Consider the following 17,970-nt stretch of genomic DNA (forward strand, 5'->3'; position numbering starts at 1 on the left):
CCTTCTCTAATCAAAAATATTGCCTTCTTCTACGACTACTTTATTGTTTTTAACATCAATCTCAGAGACTTTGAGCAATGATTTATAGGTCATTTGCTCTCTTTCTTCCTTAGCATTCTCGGCAAAAACAGCAACCCCAACTAAAGTACTATCAAATTCAGCCAAGAGACTTATCATACCTGTGATAGTTCCTCCTCCTTTTAAGAAATCATCTACTATAAGGACACGACTATTAGGTTTTAAACTGCGTTTTGATAGAAACATTTTTTCAATACGATCGCTCGATGCGCTTGCATAATTTACTGAAACCGTTGATCCTTCTGTAATTTTCAAATCTCGTCTGACAATGACAAAAGGGACATTTAAGATATTGGCAACCGCATTTGCTAGTGGGACACCTTTAGTGGCAACTGTCATAACAGCATCAATCTTTTTACCTTTGAAGGCGTTAGCAATAATGCGACCAATATCTTGTAAAGTTTTTGGGGTACTAAGTAAATCAGATAGATAAATATAACCCCCAGGAAGTATACGATTACTTTCTGATAAGCGGTGGCACAAATCTTTTACAATTAATTTGGCCTCTGATTGAGAAATACTGGGTGTAAAAATAACACCTCCACTAGCACCAGTTAAGGTTTCGATCTCACCAATGTTTGATTCCTCAAAAGCCTTTTTGATGATAGCGATATCTTCTGAAATAGAAGACTTAGCAGCTTCATATTTTTGGGCAAAAGTATTTAAACTAGTCAATTTATAAGGGTTGTTAATCAAATAGTTTGAGATGACAACCATGCGCTCACTACGTCTTAATTTCATATCTTCCTCATTACAATATACTTCACTTTATTATAGCACAAGATAAGAAAAAAGACGAACGTTCGTTGAAGAATTTTCGCCTCTTTTTTGCTTTTTTATTGTTTTTGTAACATGTTGTAATACTTTTAATATTTAGGTTTGTAAAAAGATCGGTTATCCATGGCAAAAATACGGTTGGTCATCTCACCTTCTGAAACCCTACTCAAGGCTGTCATCATCATCATCATGCTAGCATCGATATTGTCTATCATATGTAATATCTCAGCCTCCATAATCCGAGGTCGAACAGGACTTCCGTATTCTAACTGGCCATGATGGCTCAAAATAAGGTGGCGTAAGACCGTTACTTCTTCTTTTGTGTCATCAATATTTAATTCATTTATAACCTTTGTAATCTCTTCATTTACCAAGGCAATATGACCAATTAGATTACCTCTTACAGTATATTCTGTATGGTCAGGTCCCGTTAGCTCAATAACCTTAGCTAAATCATGCAACATAATCCCTGCAAATAAAAGACTCTTGTTAAGCTCTGGATAAATATCCCCAATACTATCTGCCAACCTTACCATAGTTGCTGTATGGTAAGCTAAGCCTGACTCAAAAGCATGATGATTGGTTTTAGCAGCAGGATAAGTATAGAATTCCTTATCATACTTTCTATAAAGAGCTCTGACAATCCTCTGCCAAGTGGCATTTTCAATTTTAAACAGCATTTGGTCTAAATAGTCGTGAACCTCATCAACACTGACCGGAGCCTTTTCTTTGAAATCTTTAGGGTTACTAGGTTCTCCTTCCCTCGTTTTTCTAAGGGTAATTTGATTAACCTGAGGAGTTCCGTTATAGACCTCCCGACGCCCTTTCATATAGACAATTTTACCAGCAGTAAACTCTTCAGCATTATAGGCTTGAGCATCCCATAGATTACCAGAAATCTCTCCCGTATCATCCTGAAACGTAAAGGAAATAAAAGCCTTCCCAGCACGTGTTTTTCTAACTTCTGCCGACTTAATGAGATAAAAACCCTCAAAAAGCTGATCTTTTTTCATTTGATTAATCTTCATTTTCTTCCTCTCTTAGATAAGACATATTCAACAAGGCTTCTGTCTCGCTATCTTGATAGGTTTCCACCTGATGCAAGGCTTTGACAATCGCATTAGTCCTAGTTGAAATCAACTGATCAAGGGTCGTATTAGCAGTATTTATCTGTTTTTGCGCCTTGACCAAAAGCCCACCAAATTTCTCAAATTCGAGCTTGACATTACCCAAAATTTTACTAATATCATCTGCATTTTTCTGGATATTTAAGGTCTTAAAGCCTACTGATAGAGAATTTAGCAAAGCTGATAAGGTTGATGGCCCAGCAACAACGATATTGTCCTCTCGTCTTAAAGCATCAAAGAAGGCTGCGCTTCGGACCACTTCAGAATATAAACCTTCAGTTGGTAAAAATAGAATTCCAAAATTGGTGGTTTCTGGTGGCTTAATATATTTTTTATTAATATCCTTAGCAAAACGCTTAATAGCTGCTAAGAGGGTTTTACGTGACTGCTCAACAGCCACCTTATCGCCTGATTCATAGGCATCTTCTAAACGATAATAATCTTCTAAAGGAAATTTAGCATCAATTGGTAAATAAACATAATCACCACTTGCATTACCAGGTAACTTAACAGCATATTCAACCCTATCTTTTGAACCTTTAAAGGTTGGAACTTCTTTTTCATACTGCTGGACGGTTAAAATATCTTCAATAATCTGTCCTAGCTGTAACTCCCCTAAAATCCCCCTAGTCTTGGTATTAGACAAGACCTTGTTTAAGGTACCCACATCTTTAGCAATAGTGCGCATCTCTCCTAGACCCTGATTAACATTTTCTAACTGCCTAGAAACTGTTTCAAAAGAAACCTGCAAACGATTTTTTAGGGTTTGCTCTAATTTTTCTTCTACTGTTAAGCGCATGTCTTCCAAACGTTTTTCATTGGAGTCTTGCATGTTCTTAAGAGATTGTGACAGATTATTATTAATCACATCCAAACGCTGATCACTACGATCTCTATTTTCAGATAAATTTTGGTGTAAAACTGTTTTAACATCATTTAATTGTTGATAAATATCTGTCTGCTGCCGATTCATCAGTGAACTAATCTCTATCAATTGGTTTTTACTAAAGGACTCTAATTGATAAGATAGTTGATCTGATAGATTATCAGCAATGGTTTCTAAACTTTTTTCTTGCTTACTCTCTAAGGACTGCACTTTAAAATAAAGCAAAACTGAAAGTAGGATACTAAAGAACAAGCTAACTAAAATAATGATATTCACCTTATCTCCCATCCTTACTTTGAATAATAACAATATAGCCAGAATCTACTGCTACCTCAATTGCTTGGCCAATAAATTCATTACTAGAGTAGACCTTCTTCTTAAAAAAGTTTTGACTAGATAAATCATACTTAGCATGACGAATCCTCAAATCTGCTTGGCCATCTGTCATAAAAGAAACATAAGCCATTCCCTCTACCTGTTCAATCAAGTGGCTACCTTTTTGCCGGTACTGAATGTGATTTTGCGAATCCCTCAAAACAATCTGAGACATATAAGGAGTCAAATCAGGATCACTAGGTAGGAAAATATTAGACATCAAATGGTCAAGACGGCCCCCAAAAGCACCAAAAATAGTAACTTCTGCACTGGCATCCATAGCAAAAATTGTTTTTAAGGCTAACTCAGTATCTGTATCATCTTTTTCAGCTGGTGCTGTTATTATTTTTTTAGCCTTCTTTTTTATATTCGAAAATTCTTGCTCAGAAACAGAATCAAAATCACCAATTGCTAGATCTAGGGGAAGTTTGTTTTCAAGGAGAAAAAAACTACCTCTATCAATTCCTACAAAATAATCAAAATCCCTTGTGAAAAACTGTAAATCTCCACCAGCAAATAAGGCGTATTTAGTCATTTAAAGCAGTCCTCAAACTTTGGACTTGGCTAACCAAATCATCAGCCTTAAAGAGATAAGACCCTGCTACAAAGACATTTGCCCCTGCTTCATGGCAAGCTGCTATAGTGGTGTTATCTACGCCACCATCGACTTCAATATCAAAATCTAAACCGAATTTATCACGATAATTAACTACAGCTTCAACCTTACTTAAACATTCTGGAATAAAAGCTTGCCCCCCAAAACCAGGGTTAACTGTCATAATGAGGACTTGGTCAACCAAGCTCAAAACAGGCTCTAATGCAAGGGCTGGTGTCCCTGGATTGATAACAATACCAGCCTTCATGCCGACTGCTTTAATTTTTTGTAAGGCTCCATGAATATGATTGGTACTCTCAAGATGGATGGTCATAATGTCTGCACCTGCCTGAGCAAAGGCTTCAACATATCTTTCTGGATTAATAACCATTAAATGACAATCAAAAATCAACTTACTATGCTTACGCATACTAGCCACTACATCTGCCCCAAAACTAATATTAGGCACAAATTGACCATCCATAATATCTATATGAACATATTCTGCATCTGTTTGCTCAATTCTCTTCAATTCAGAAGCAAAATTAGCATAGTCTGCAGCTAAGATAGACGGTGCAATTTTACATGTTCTCATGGATAAACCTACTTTCTTTTTATAACTTTTTTATATGTTTCACGACGGTTTTCAATCTCACTCAGGAATTGCAGGTAATTATCATATCTAACTTGCCATATCTGACCTGTTTTCAGAGCTTCTTTAACTGCACATTGGGGTTCATGCCGATGGGTACATGACCTAAATTTACAGCCATGACTAAAATGCCGGATTTCTGGAAAAGCTTCACTTAAATCTTCTGCATTTGTAATTTCGTAATCCAGAGATGAAAAGCCTGGTGTATCAGCAATCTTTCCCCCATTAACATTATAAAAGCTAACTGCTCTTGTCGTATGTTTTCCTCGACCCAAGCTATCTGAAATTGCTGCTGTCTGAATAAGTAACTCGGGTGCTATTTTATTAAGTAAGGTTGATTTACCAACCCCGGTCTGACCCATAAATACTGTAATCTTATCTTTTAAATAGGGTAATAAATCAGCTACATTAAGAACAAAATCATAACCGATAGCCTTATATTTTTGACAGATTTCTTCTATTTGACTACTTGATTCCAGCAAATCCATCTTAGATATATAAATGAGAGGCTTGATGGCTTTTTGCTCTAATAAAATCAAGAAACGATCTAACAAATTACTATTAAAGTCTGGCTCTTTAGCCGACATAATGACTACTGACTGATCAATATTAACAATGGGTGGTCTGACTAACTCATTTTTACGGTCATGAATAGCTAGAATATAGCCTTCTGAATTAGTCTCTGCAGTAAAATCAACAAAATCACCCACATAAGGGATTTGTCCTTTTTTTCTGAAATTGCCACGCGCACGTGTCTGATATACTTTTCCTTCTGACTCTATATAATAAAAGCCAGCAAGTGATTTTACGATTCTTCCTTGCAAATGAACTCCTTGAATAGTTTGATAGCTCTATTGTAACAAATTTATGAGCTTATTTCAGCTTAATTATACCTTAATATAGGCAAGAAAATTCTTTTTACACTTGGTTTGTAAACTAGCTTGGCTTTTACGAATAATAAAATGTAGGACTTTTTTCTTATTGTAAAATTCACTTATAAGCTTTGATGATAAAACTCCTATTTTCAAATAAAGTAAGAGTTTAAAAGTGTGAATCATCTCTCTTCTGTTTTTATGGTGTTAATGATATTTTCTGAAACATTAATATTGACTTTTCTAAAAATAAGACTAGAATATAAAGATGATATTTTAAAAATGGAGAAAACAAGGAAATGACTAAGAATAAAACAGTAGATATTCACGGCAATGCCTACAATCGTAGTGCCATGGTCATGTTATTATTGATAGCAACTTTTGCTGGGGTTCTTAATCAAACCAGCCTAGGAACTGCTATCCCTACTTTAATGAAAAGCTTCCACATCAACCTAGCAACTGCCCAAGAAGCAACCACTTGGTTCTTATTGGCAAATGGGATTATGATTCCGGTATCTGCTTACTTAACGACAAAATTTTCAACTAAATGGCTTTTTGTCTCCGCCTATGGCATCTTGATTATTGGCCTTTTAATGTCAACACTAGCACCTACATCTAATTGGTTCTTATTTCTTTTGGGACGGATTATTCAGGCTTGTGCTGTTGGTATTACCATGCCTTTGATGCAGGTTGTCATGATCAACATCTTCCCAGCTGAACAAAGAGGTGCTGCAATGGGCTTAAATGGATTAGTTGTCGGGCTTGCACCTGCAATTGGACCAACCTTTGCTGGATGGATTCTCAAACATAATTTTGTTCTTTTGGGACTTAGCTTAACATGGCGAGCTATTTTTATTATGCCACTGCTTATTTTATCCTTAGCATTTTTGCTAGCTCCTTTCATTTTAAAAGATGTTATTCCTAATAAGAATATGAACCTAGATATGCCATCTCTAATACTATCTATTATTGGATTTGGTACCTTCTTATGGGGATTTACCAATGTCGCTAGCTATGGTTGGACTGATGTGACCTATGTTATAGCACCAATCATATTTGGAACACTTGTTATTGGTGTTTTTATGTTACGTCAACTTAAGTTGGAACAACCCTTCTTGGATGTTAGAGTCTTTAAAGTTAAACAATTCTCAATTACAACTGCTGCTATTGCACTCTCTATGATGGCTATGATGGGGGTTGAAATGATGCTACCTCTCTACCTTCAGAATGTCCATGGCTTGTCAGCCTTAAATTCAGGACTTGTCCTTTTACCAGGTGCCTTAATGATGGGAATTGTTAGTCCAATTGCAGGACGTATTTATGACAAGGTAGGAGCTCGTCGGATGGCTTTAATTGGCTTTTCTATTCTAGGAATAGGGACCCTTCCCTTCATCTATTTGACTACAACTACTCCTAACCACTTCATTACCCTTATGTATGCTGTTCGGATGTTTGGTATTGCAATGGTCATGATGCCATTAACAGCTTCTGCCATGAGTGCTCTCCCACCACATGAAGTGGCCCATGGAACAGCTGCTAACAATACTGCCCGTCAAATTGCCTCAGCAATTGTTGTCGCTCTATTATCCAGCGTTACACAAAATGTTATTTCAAGTCACAAACCAAGCCAAAGTCTCTTGACGGAAAACCCTCTAGACTATGCTTCCAAAATGATTAATGCCAGTCTTTCTGGATTTCACACTTCATTTGCCTTAGGGTTTACCTTTGCCCTTGTTGGCTTTATTGTTGCTCTCTTTCTTAGAAAAGGGAAGATTATTGAAACAGAAAAAGGAGGTCTCAAATGATTATTCTCCTAATAGCTTTAGCGACAATACTAACTTTTGTTACCTGGATGCTTATTAAACCAGCAGTCTTACGACTCACACTTGGAATCCTCTCTCTTGTCTTTCTAGTTGCTTCAGTAGCCTTTTTAACAGATCATTTTGTTAATCATACTGGCATGGGTGAAAAAACCCTTACGCAAACGAAACAGATTTACAGTGCTGGGGATCTCAAGGCACCCTTTGGCTTAGTTATTTATCAAAAAGCCGGAACTAAATCAGACCATCACATTCTTGTCTTTCGTGATAAGCCTAGTCAAAAAGAAGCCCAACCACACTTCATTCCAGATAAAAAGAACATCAATCAAGCCATTAAAAAAACAGCTCGCTATCAATTAACAGACAGTGATACTGCTAGCTTGACGACTAAAACAAATCGCTATGTTTGGAAATCTAATTTCTATAAACTTATGTTTGGCTTTGGCGATGAAGAAGGTGAATTAATTTCTCAAGAAGCTATTTTAAATGTTCCTAAAGATACTTGGTTAGTGCTTGATAAAAAAGAAGCTAGTCAACTGAAAAATCTAGCAAAGCAACTACAAGAAAAACAAGCAACTCAAGCACAGGCTAATCCCGAAAAAGCCCTTGAATTAAAAACTCTAGCTCAAAAAAATCCTAAAGCATTTGCCAAAATGCAAGTAGAAGCACTTAAACAAGCCTTAGCCAAGAAGAATTAAACTAACTTTCTGGATGTTTGTCACTCAAATAAACTAAAAACCAAGTATTTAGCTTGGTTTTTAATATGCCTTAATATCCTAAATGTTCTAGTTTTTTCTAAGAAGAAAGTGCAACTAAAAATACTAAAAGGCCACCACCAAAAACTAACAAAAAAGTGACAACTGGCCAAACAAATTTAAGCCAATGTGAATATTTCATATCTAGCATCTGTAAGGTAGCCATGACAAGTCCTGTAGGAGCTAAGAATAACATGGCATATTGCCCAAACTGATAGGCCATAACAACCACAAACCTTGGAATTCCAACAGTGTCAGCTAGGGGTGCTAGGATTGGCATTGATAAAACGGCCAGGCCAGAAGAGGAAGGAACAACAAAACCTAAGACAAAATAGATAAACATCATCACAATAATAAATACAGGACCATTGACATGAGAAGCCAGCTTGGAAGCAAAATAGAGCATGCTATCTGAAATATAGCCCTGATTTAAAATAAGGTTAATACCTCTGGCTAAGCCAATAATCAAGGAGACTCCTACTAGGCTTGAAGCTCCTGTTACAAATTCATCAACAACTTCTTTTTCCCCAATGCCATTAGGTCCAGTTGCTGTTAAAAACATAATGATAATAGTAATAGCTAAAAAGGAAGAAGCCATGGTCGGGAACCACCAACCTTGTGACATAACTCCCCAAACCATGAGAGGAAATGATAGGGAAAATAGAAGTAAAATGATTTTTTGTCTTAGTGTAAAAATAGATTCTGAAAAGTTAGATACCAGAGCCCATTGCTTATCAAATGCTTCTCTATCATCATAGGAATAGGAGAAACTTGGATCTGCCTTGATTTTTTTAGAATACCAATAAAGATAAGTTACAACAAAGATAGCACCAGCTACACAGCCAAAGGCACGCCAGGCTAAACCTTCTGTAAAGCTAATTCCAGCAGCATTGGAGGCAATAACAGAAGAAAAAGGATTAATAGTAGAAAAGGATGTCCCCACTGAACTAGCAAGAAAAATAGCACCCATACAGATGATAGAATCATAGCCCATAGCAATAAAAATAGGAACCAAAATAGGATAAAAGGCCACAGCCTCTTCTTCAATACCACATAAGGTACCCCCTAACACCATAAACAAGGATACCATGAAAATCAGCAAAAATTCATGACCCTTTGTCTTTTTAGTTAAGGCAATCAAGCCGGATTCAAAGGCCCCACTTCTGCGTACCACTCCTATCATTCCACCTAAAACCAGGATAAAGACCATAATATCTACAGCTTCTATTGTTCCATTGACCATGCTTTTAGTAATATCTGCTGGGCTGGCTGGTCTTTGCTTTAATCGCTTATAGGTATTAGGAACCGAAACAGGTTTGTTAATAGCACCTGAGGTAAATTCTTCAATCTTGATTTTAACCCCAATTTTGTCTAACTCTGCTTGCTTAGCTGCTAGATGGCTAATCTTGCCATGAGGGTCTGTCACAACTAATTTGGCACTTTCTGCTTCATATTGTAATTTTGAATAAGAGCCAGAAGGTATCATATAAGTTGCCAAAACAGCTACTATGGTTAGGACAAATAATATGGTAAATGCCCCTGGCATGCGCAGGGCTTTTTTAGGAAGCAAACGACCACCTTCCACTTTATGTTTTAACATGGGAATCCTCCTTATAACTTTATTTCTAAGTGAATACTAGACAACCTATATAGAAAAAGTGCGAAAATGAAAACCATCCAGCTTTTATTTTCACACCTTAGATCTATTTGGTAATATGAGTACCAATATTACCCTTTAAGGCTTCTTCTAGTCCTTGAAGGGAAGTGATAATAGCTATTCCCTGAGGATTTTTACCTAAAAAGCTCATGCAGGCAATAATTTTTGGTAACATACTTCCTTTAGCAAATTCACCATTATTGACATGTTCAATAATGTCTTTTGTCCTTACATGACTAAGGGCTTTTTGATCTTCTCGTCCAAAATGAATATAAACATAATCTACAGCTGTTAGAATAATTAATTGGTCTGCACCAAGTTTTCCTGCTAGTAGTGCACTGGATTTATCTTTATCAATAACCGCCGCAACGCCTTGATAGTTATTATCTTGTTTATTAACCACAGGTACCCCGCCTCCACCACCAGCAATAACTAGGGTACCAGATTCAATTAAATGCTTAATACTTGATAATTCAAGAATTTCTTGAGGTTCTGGGGAGGCAACGACACGCCTATAACCACGTCCTGAATCTTCGACAAAATGATAAGCTTTTTCTGCAGCAATCTTTTCAGAACTTGCCTTATCATAAAAACTACCAATTGGCTTGGTTGGATTATCAAAGGCTGGATCAGCTGGATCAACTTGAACTTGGGTGATAATAGTAGCAACCTCTTTAGAAATTCCTTCTTGGATTAGTTCATTAAGTAAACTTTGTTGCAGATGATAACCAATATAACCTTGACTCATAGCACCACATTCCGGAAAAGGAAAGCTTGCTCCTTGTCCCTGCTCTGCTGCATAGTTCATCCCCAAATGAATAGCTCCTACTTGTGGCCCATTCCCGTGGCTAATGACAAGTTCATGACCCTCTTTAATAAGAGCTACTAGAGATTTAGCAGTTTTTTTAACTAAGTGTAGTTGCTCTTGAGGAGAATTTCCTAATGCATTTCCGCCTAAAGCGACAATAATTTTTGCCATCTCTTGCCCCTTCTAATCTCCTAAAGTAGCTACCATAACAGCTTTTATGGTGTGCATACGGTTCTCAGCTTCTTGAAAGACAACAGAATGTGGTCCCTCAAAGACCTGATCAGTAACTTCCATTTCTTTTAGACCATATTTTTCATAGATATCATGTCCAATTTTAGTGTCACTATTATGGAATGATGGGAGGCAATGCTCAAAAATAACATTTGGGTTTTTAGTCATATCAAGCATTTCTTGAGTTACCCGATAAGGTTCTAATAAGGCAATCCTTTCTTTCCAGATATGATCAGCTTCTCCCATAGAAACCCAGACATCAGTGTAAATAACATCTGAATGAAGAACTCCTTTTTCGATATCATCAGTAATTTCAATTACTGCACCTGTTTTTTGTGCAATTTCCTGACATTTTTTCAATAATTCTGGCTCTGGACTCAATGCTTTAGGACAGACTAAATGATAGGTCATCCCAAGAATGGCAGCCCCTGTCATAAGTGCATTAGCCACATTGTTACGTCCATCTCCAACGTAGGTAAAGTTCATTTCCTTGTAATCTTTTTTGAGACATTCTTTTGCTGTTAAAAAGTCAGCCAAGACTTGGGTTGGGTGGTCAGCATCCGTTAGACCATTCCAGACTGGGACACCAGAATATTTTGCTAGTGTTTCTACAGTTTCCTGAGAAAAACCACGATATTCTATACCATCATACATGCCGCCTAAAACACGTGCTGTATCTTTTGCAGTTTCTTTTTTGCCCATTTGACTACCAGTAGGGCCTAAGTAGGTGACACGAGCTCCTTGATCATAGGCAGCAACTTCAAAAGCACACCGAGTCCGGGTGGAATCTTTTTCAAAAATTAAGGCAATGTTTTTACCCTTTAGCTTTTCTTGTTCAATCCCTGCATACTTGGCCCGTTTTAAATCCTCTGACAGATTTAAGAGAAATTCAAGTTCCTGACTTGTAAAATCCAATAGGGTTAGAAAATGGCGATGACGTAGATTTTTCATTGCTTATTACCTCCTTTTTTTCTATACTTATATTGTCGTTAACGTTTTCACAAATACTCAATTTTACTCAAAAATATTCTTATTATTTTTTTAGGACTGACTATGCTTGATATTCTCTCTGAAAAACATATGGAAAGACGACAAAGAATTATTATTGCTGCTGTGACGATTGCTCTGGCTGCTCAGGTCCACATTTCAGTCATCACAGACGGCTTTATTTTAACCTTGTCGCTTTTTATCTTGCCTATTTTTCTCTACTACAATGATGATGTTAATCCGCTCCATATTTGTATGGGAATTGCTGCTGTTTCGCCAATTTTCAGAGGTTTAATTCTCATCTTAGTAGGCCATGCCTCCTTAATCAAAATTTCTGAATTTGTTTTTACAGATATGGTCTTTTACCTCTGTTATGGGGCTTCATTTTATTTCTTATATTGGAGACGTTCCTACCGAAATAAAGGAACTTTTTTCTTAACCATTATTATTTGTGATTATCTATCAAATATTTTAGAAATTAGCCTATTAATTAATTTCCAAAACTACAATAGCAATATCTTTCAAATCCTTTTTTTAGCAGCCTTGGTGCGCGCCTTTGTCAGCTGTAGCTTAGCTTATGTTTATAATTACTTATCCTTACTTCTTTTAAAGGACTACCATGAACAACGCTATTATTACTTTATCTGGTCCACATCGGCAGTTAAAAGCGAGGTTTATTTTATGCAAAAAAATATTCTGGAAATTGAAAATATTATGAAAAATGCCTATATCTTAGATAAAGAGCTGGAAAACTATAATCTTCCTCCAAATTATCAACACCTGTCCTTAGATATTGCTCGTGATGTCCATGAAATAAAAAAAGACTACCAAAATGTCATCAAGGGTTTAGGAACCTATTTTAGTGTGGAAAATGAAGCCAGCATGCTCTTAGAAGATATCTTTCATATTGCCTTATCTTATATTAGAAGTTTAATTCATGCCCACCAGCAAGATATCCTTATCATAGAAGATATCCAAAGTCAGCTCAGTATAAGCAATTATTATTTTCTTTTGACAGTGATTTCTAACATTGTTTTAAATGCAGTTGAAGCAATTGGCAAGCAAAAAAAGGGAACCATTACTGTTACTACCAAAGAAGATGATCATTTTCTTAAAATAATCATCGGAGATAATGGTCCAGGTATTCCAGCCAAGATGAAAGACTATATTTTTCAAGCAGGATTTTCTACAAAATTTGATGCTAAAGGCGACATTTACCGGGGAATTGGCTTACCAAATGTTAAGGTTATTCTGGAAGAAGAGTTTCACGGCTCTATCATCTGTAGTGACAATCACCCTAAAGGGGCTCTATTTACAGTTTTATTGGAAAAAAGCCAACTGCTGAAAGGAAGAGACTTATGAAATTTTATATCATTGATGATAATCCTTCTGTGACTATGATTCTCCAAGAAATCATTGAAGAAGATTTTAATCACCGCGTCTGTAAGGTTAGCAATGATTCCAGAGTAGCCTATAATGATCTCTTAGTTTACGATGTTGATATTGTTTTAATTGACCTGTTAATGCCTAATCTAGATGGTGTCACTCTTGTTAAGAAAATCCATCATAGTCGCCCAAAGCTAAAATTTATTATGATCTCTCAAGTTAAAGATAGTAGCTTACGTCAAAATGCCTACAAAGCTGGCATTGAGTTCTTCATTACCAAACCTATTAATATAGTTGAGGTTAGAAGCGTTGTTCAAAAGGTTAAAGCAGCTCTTGAAATGGAAGAGAAATTAAATGTGATTCAAAGCCTGCTAGGACCTTCATTAGCTGAAAAAAGACAAGAAAATCTTCAAAATCAGCAACTCCAAAAAATCCGTTCCATTCTTAGTTACTTAGGAATTACTTCAGAGGCTGGCTATAATGATATTATCAGTATCTGTAGAATCATGCTAGATTACAAGCTTAGCTTTGAAGAATTAGACCTTCACAGTTATTTTGCTATGGATACTCACAGCCAGAGAATTATGCTGCAACGTGTGAGAAGGGCAATCAAAAAAGCAATGATTAACATTGCTCACTTATGTCTTGATGATTTTGAAAACGAGATAAGCTTACACTATGCTAATGCCCTTTTTGGCTACCAAAACATCCATATGGAAATGCTGGTTATCCAAGAAAAAGCCTATCATGGTGGAAAAATTTCTCTGAGAAAATTCTTTGATGAACTTCTTGTCCAAAGCCAAGACACCTTCTTGCCTTAGAATAAAGGCTAGAATACTTATTTAAAGCTTTACAAGCCTACTTCTATTAAGGCATCTGCTAATTTTCCATATTCTGAAATAGTGAGGGCTTCACCACGAATGGAAGGCTTGATATCAGCAAGAGCAAGTGCTCTTTCTAGTTGATTCTTAACAGTTTCTGTCTTGCCGAAATGGCTGAGTAAATTGTTCCAGAGTGTTTTTCTACGATGTACAAAACCTACTTTTGCTATTCTGAAAAAGAAATCTTCATCTTTAACACTAATTAAAGGTTGGGGACGTCTAACCATTTTTAAAATAGCAGAATCTACATTAGGGGCTGGTACAAAAACAGTTCTAGGTACAATAAAAGCGACCTTAGCTGACATATAGTATTGAACAGCGATAGACAGACTTCCATAAGCTTTTGTATTAGCTTGGGCAGAGATTCTATCGGCAACTTCTCTTTGCATCATGACTACAAATTCTTGGAAGGGAATTTTACTTTCAATCAGGTGCATAAGAATTGGAGTAGTAATGTAATAAGGTAGGTTTGCCACTACTTTAATAGGCAATTCTGGATTTTTAAAGTTTTGAATATGGGTTTGTAGAGCCGTCTTCAGGATATCTTGATTGATAAGCTGTACATTATCAAAATCTCCTAGCGTATCTGCTAAAATAGGAAGCAGTCTATCGTCAATTTCAAAGGCCATAACTTCAGCTGCCTTTTCTGCTAAAAATTCGGTTAAGGCTCCGATACCAGGACCAATTTCGATAACATTGACAGTTTTATCAACTTCAGCCGTATCAACAATTTTTTGAAGAATATTGGTATCTGTTAAAAAATTTTGCCCAAAAGACTTCTTAAAGGTAAAGCCGTGACGGTCTAAGATAGCCCGGGTGACATTAAAATCTGCAATTCTCATTTTTACTCTTTTCTTTACTTTCTTATTCCCTTATAAGATGCTGAAGGACTGGCATGGGCCAGAAACCATCAAGCATCTCTTGTTTATTCTTGCTTTTGAAGCTTGAACTTATAGCTTTTTTAGTTTGAAGCGTAGCCTGACATAGCTTGTTCTAGCTCTGCTAATTCTATCCCAAATAATTCTAATCGTTTAAGTAATTGCTTGCCATTACAGTAACCAATACGTAAATAATCTCCTAGGTATTCTCGTCTTTGTCGGCTATCGACCCCAAGTGTCAGCCCAAGTCTAGTTAGGTCTGCTGCTGTGATATCAAAATGATGGTCATTATCATAGGTCTTTGTAACCTTACTAAGAGCCTTTTCAAGATCTTCAAAGGAGGCGTGTTCAACTCCCAAAGATTTTCCCTTGCTTTTTGATTTAGGAATAGCTTCACCTCGTTTCAGAAAGGCATGACGAGCATTAGGAACAGCTGCCATGATTATTTTTCGGATTCGTTCCCCATTGTAGTCAGGGTCGGTAAAAACAATCACGCCCCGTAATTCATGAAGACGTGCAATCCTCTCTAAATCATCATCAGTAATAGCTGAACCTCTAGTTTCATAGGTGTCCACATCATAGAAGCGATGGAGGTTAGCGGTATCATCTTTTCCTTCCACGACTAATACTTCATAAATTTTAATTTTTTTAGTCACAGTTAAATATCCTTTTTGCATTGGCTGTAGTTGCTGCTGCCACTTCTTCTATAGAAATTCCTCTTAGTTCTGCTATTTTATCAACAACATAGCGAGTATAGGCGGTGTGATTTTCACGGCCTCGTTTAGGTACTGGGGCAAGATAAGGAGCATCTGTTTCCACAAGGATTTTATCTAAGGGTAATTGCTGAGCTGCTTCTTGTAGTTCTATAGCTTTTTTAAAGGTTACTACTCCAGAAAAAGAAATCATCATCCCGAGAGCCATAAATTTTTCTGCCATCTCTAGTGAGCCCGAATATGAGTGCATAATCCCGCCTCTTGGTCCGACTCCAACTTCTTTAAGGACATTATAGGTATCTTCTAAGGCATCTCTTGTATGAACCACAAAGGGTAATTCATGGTCCTTGGCAAGTTGGATCTGACGTTTAAAAACCTCTATTTGTACTTCTTTTGGGTCTTGCATCCAATGGTAATCCAGACCAATTTCACCTAGAGCAATGACCTTGGGATTTTTAAGGTGAGCCACTATTATATCTTCTATAGCTTGATTATAAGAACCAGCTTCTGTCGGATGCCATCCAACTGTAGCATAGACTTCTGGATATTTTTGGGCTAATGCAATGGCTGCATCAATTGTTTCATAATCAAAACCAACTACATTATGATAGAAGACCCCCATTTCTTTAGCTAAAGCTAATTCCTGGCTTTCTTTATCCTTAAAATTTTCTACATTTAAATGGGTATGTGTATCAAAAATCTCTAGCATCTCTAGTCCTTTCTTTGATTCTATCAGTACCTAACTTTTGGTCCTTTTCCTAGCTATTTTCGCCAGCAGGGCTAAAAGCTATACAAGTCCTATTCTAATGACCTATTATATCATATCTAGCTAGTATTCTCATATATTCTTTTAGCTCTGCTATTGACTTAACATTAACCATAAAAGCTAGGTGGGCTCCTTATAAAGAGGGCTTTTCAATTGAAATGTGAACTTTTTTTCCTTACAATAGGCTTATGATGAACTACTATATAGTGGTATTAACAAGATGATGGGAGTAGAAATGGATTTTAAAAAAACAGCTTTAGTATTACTTGATTTACAAGAGGGCATCTTGGATTTGCCTGCTATACCAGGATCTATTGATAGAGTCTTAGAAAATGCCAACAAAATGATTGAGCTCTTTCGTCAAAAAGGAGCCTTTATCGTTTTTGTACGAGTTAAGTTCCATGACGGAAAAGATATGCTTAAACCTAATGCTAGTCAGCCACTTCCTGGAGGTCAGCCTGCTAAAAATTTTGCTGATTTTCCTCCTTCTTTTGCTGTTAGTGACCAGGACTACATTGTCAATAAACGAGGTTTTAGTGCTTTTTTTGGTACTGACTTGGATTTGTAGTTACGTCGCAGAGGAATTACTACTTTGGTCCTTGGTGGCATCTCCACCCATATTGCAGTAGATTCTACAGCTCGGGATGCTTATCAATATGCCTATAACCAGTATTTTCTTACAGATATGATGACAGCAGCTACTTCTGAACTCCAAGAGTTTTCGATTCAAAATGTTTTTCCTCTAATGGGGCAAGTTCTAACAAGCGAGGAGTTTATCACTTTAGCTAAGTCCTAATTACCCAATAAGACAAGAATCCTTCTTCTCCATCTTAGTCCCTGCTCAACTTTCCAAATAATTTTTATGATATACTATTATGGAAGGCCTTACAATAGGAGAAGAATCATGACAAACAACCATCGCCTGATTGCTCAAATTGAGCAGAATATAGATCAAATGACCAGTCTTGAAAAGAATATTGCTTCCTTTTTCATGGAGACTGATTTAAAGGCAGAAGACTTAACTGCCTCAGAAATGATTAAAAGGTTACATGTCTCACAAGCTGCCTTAACAAGATTTGCTAAAAAGTGTGGCTTTTCTGGTTTTAGAACCTTTTCCTTTGATTACATCAAAAGCCTGCAGAATGCTAAAAATAATTTTCAAACCATCAATAGAGAATTAACTAAAAGAGTTTTGGTTAACTATGATGCACTTATCAACAAAACCTATGACTTGGTGGACGAGGAAAAGTTGCAAAAATTAGCAGAGTCCATTGATCAATCTGAACGGGTTTATTTTTATGGCAAGGGAAGTTCAGGTCTAGTTGCACGGGAAATGAAGCTTCGTTTTATGCGTCTGGGTCTCATCTGTGATGCCTATTCAGATACTGACGGCTTTACCTGGGCTAATAGCTTGGTCAATGAAAACTGCCTTGTTTTTGGTTTTTCCTTATCAGGCAAAACAAGTTCTGTGATTAATGCTTTAAACATTGCCAACCAAAGAGGAGCTAAGACTGTCCTCTTAACTACCGAAAATGACTTAAACTTCCCCAAGAATATTGATGTCATTCGAGTGTCTTCAAGTCATCAACTTAATTATGGTAATCGTGTCTCGCCACAGTTTCCTCTCCTTATTATGATGGATATTATTTACGCCTATGTTCTAGCAATTGATAAACCACACAAAGAGGAAATTTTCGAAAAAACGATTATTGACTAAAAAGGTACC

17 protein-coding genes and 1 pseudogene are annotated in these 17,970 nt (G+C 36.6%); 6 read left to right on the forward strand and 12 right to left on the reverse strand.

Translation table 11 applies throughout. From position 1 onward, the window contains the following. Positions 1-6: 6 nt before the first annotated feature. From purR to rsgA, 6 genes are all read right to left on the reverse strand, one after another. Positions 7-819, reverse strand: coding sequence for a pur operon repressor (gene purR, locus A3GU_RS0104255; protein ID WP_018366306.1), 813 nt, complete (start codon positions 817-819; stop codon positions 7-9). A gap of 125 nt (positions 820-944) precedes the next feature. Next, the gene (locus tag A3GU_RS0104260; RefSeq protein ID WP_018366307.1) at positions 945-1,883 is read right to left on the reverse strand and encodes a 3'-5' exoribonuclease YhaM family protein; all 939 of its coding nucleotides are present in this window, start codon (positions 1,881-1,883) and stop codon (positions 945-947) included. Next, complete coding sequence (locus A3GU_RS0104265; RefSeq protein ID WP_018366308.1) at positions 1,873-3,144, reverse strand: DNA recombination protein RmuC; 1,272 nt, start codon at positions 3,142-3,144, stop codon at positions 1,873-1,875. Before A3GU_RS0104265 ends, A3GU_RS0104260 begins: the two co-directional genes overlap by 11 nt. 1 nt (position 3,145) lies before the next feature. Next, a complete protein-coding gene (locus A3GU_RS0104270; RefSeq protein WP_018366309.1) occupies positions 3,146-3,778 on the reverse strand; it encodes a thiamine diphosphokinase in 633 nt (210 codons plus the stop codon). Beyond that, a complete protein-coding gene (rpe, locus tag A3GU_RS0104275; protein ID WP_018366310.1) occupies positions 3,771-4,433 on the reverse strand; it encodes a ribulose-phosphate 3-epimerase in 663 nt (220 codons plus the stop codon). The genes A3GU_RS0104270 and rpe overlap by 8 nt, the downstream gene beginning before the upstream one ends. An 8-nt stretch (positions 4,434-4,441) precedes the next feature. Beyond that, positions 4,442-5,314, reverse strand: coding sequence for a ribosome small subunit-dependent GTPase A (gene rsgA / locus A3GU_RS0104280; RefSeq protein WP_018366311.1), 873 nt, complete (start codon positions 5,312-5,314; stop codon positions 4,442-4,444). A 347-nt stretch (positions 5,315-5,661) separates the two neighbouring features. Here rsgA and A3GU_RS0104295 point away from each other — a divergent pair, with 347 nt between their 5' ends. Further along, positions 5,662-7,167: an MDR family MFS transporter gene (locus A3GU_RS0104295; RefSeq protein ID WP_018366314.1), complete on the forward strand. Its 1,506-nt coding sequence runs from the start codon at positions 5,662-5,664 to the stop codon at positions 7,165-7,167. Continuing rightward, positions 7,164-7,880, forward strand: coding sequence for a DUF4811 domain-containing protein (locus A3GU_RS0104300; protein WP_018366315.1), 717 nt, complete (start codon positions 7,164-7,166; stop codon positions 7,878-7,880). The genes A3GU_RS0104295 and A3GU_RS0104300 overlap by 4 nt, the downstream gene beginning before the upstream one ends. A gap of 97 nt (positions 7,881-7,977) precedes the next feature. Here A3GU_RS0104300 and A3GU_RS0104305 read toward each other — a convergent pair whose 3' ends face one another. From A3GU_RS0104305 to argF, 3 genes are all read right to left on the reverse strand, one after another. Next, a complete protein-coding gene (locus A3GU_RS0104305) occupies positions 7,978-9,537 on the reverse strand; it encodes a YfcC family protein (protein ID WP_018366316.1) in 1,560 nt (519 codons plus the stop codon). 103 nt (positions 9,538-9,640) lie between these two features. Further along, positions 9,641-10,573: a carbamate kinase gene (gene arcC, locus A3GU_RS0104310; RefSeq protein WP_018366317.1), complete on the reverse strand. Its 933-nt coding sequence runs from the start codon at positions 10,571-10,573 to the stop codon at positions 9,641-9,643. Positions 10,574-10,585: 12 nt separating this feature from the next. Then, positions 10,586-11,584: an ornithine carbamoyltransferase gene (gene argF, locus A3GU_RS0104315; RefSeq protein ID WP_018366318.1), complete on the reverse strand. Its 999-nt coding sequence runs from the start codon at positions 11,582-11,584 to the stop codon at positions 10,586-10,588. Positions 11,585-11,686: 102 nt separating this feature from the next. Between argF and A3GU_RS0104320 the strand changes: the two genes are divergently transcribed. Together A3GU_RS0104320 and A3GU_RS0104325 are read left to right on the forward strand one after the other, a co-directional pair. Continuing rightward, on the forward strand, positions 11,687-12,982 hold the full coding sequence (locus A3GU_RS0104320) for an ATP-binding protein (protein WP_018366319.1): 1,296 nt from the start codon (positions 11,687-11,689) through the stop codon (positions 12,980-12,982). Next, complete coding sequence (locus A3GU_RS0104325) at positions 12,979-13,827, forward strand: DNA-binding domain-containing protein (RefSeq protein WP_018366320.1); 849 nt, start codon at positions 12,979-12,981, stop codon at positions 13,825-13,827. The genes A3GU_RS0104320 and A3GU_RS0104325 overlap by 4 nt, the downstream gene beginning before the upstream one ends. Positions 13,828-13,856: 29 nt before the next feature. On the opposite strand, the gene rsmA is transcribed toward A3GU_RS0104325, so the two are convergent. The 3 genes from rsmA to A3GU_RS0104340 all read right to left on the reverse strand — a co-directional run bounded on the left by rsmA (position 13,857) and on the right by A3GU_RS0104340 (position 16,187). After that, the gene (rsmA, locus tag A3GU_RS0104330) at positions 13,857-14,729 is read right to left on the reverse strand and encodes a 16S rRNA (adenine(1518)-N(6)/adenine(1519)-N(6))-dimethyltransferase RsmA (protein ID WP_018366321.1); all 873 of its coding nucleotides are present in this window, start codon (positions 14,727-14,729) and stop codon (positions 13,857-13,859) included. A gap of 119 nt (positions 14,730-14,848) precedes the next feature. Further along, the gene (rnmV, locus tag A3GU_RS0104335) at positions 14,849-15,442 is read right to left on the reverse strand and encodes a ribonuclease M5 (protein WP_018366322.1); all 594 of its coding nucleotides are present in this window, start codon (positions 15,440-15,442) and stop codon (positions 14,849-14,851) included. Continuing rightward, on the reverse strand, positions 15,414-16,187 hold the full coding sequence (locus A3GU_RS0104340; RefSeq protein WP_018366323.1) for a TatD family hydrolase: 774 nt from the start codon (positions 16,185-16,187) through the stop codon (positions 15,414-15,416). Before A3GU_RS0104340 ends, rnmV begins: the two co-directional genes overlap by 29 nt. 292 nt (positions 16,188-16,479) lie before the next feature. Here A3GU_RS0104340 and A3GU_RS09560 point away from each other — a divergent pair. Beyond that, positions 16,480-17,040, forward strand: a pseudogene (locus tag A3GU_RS09560) (isochorismatase family protein). 108 nt (positions 17,041-17,148) lie between these two features. Next, a complete protein-coding gene (locus A3GU_RS0104350) occupies positions 17,149-17,961 on the forward strand; it encodes a MurR/RpiR family transcriptional regulator (RefSeq protein WP_018366326.1) in 813 nt (270 codons plus the stop codon). Positions 17,962-17,970 lie beyond the last annotated feature (9 nt).

Origin of the sequence: Streptococcus didelphis DSM 15616, from assembly GCF_000380005.1 — a bacterium.
Classification (GTDB): Bacteria; Bacillota; Bacilli; order Lactobacillales; family Streptococcaceae; genus Streptococcus; species Streptococcus didelphis.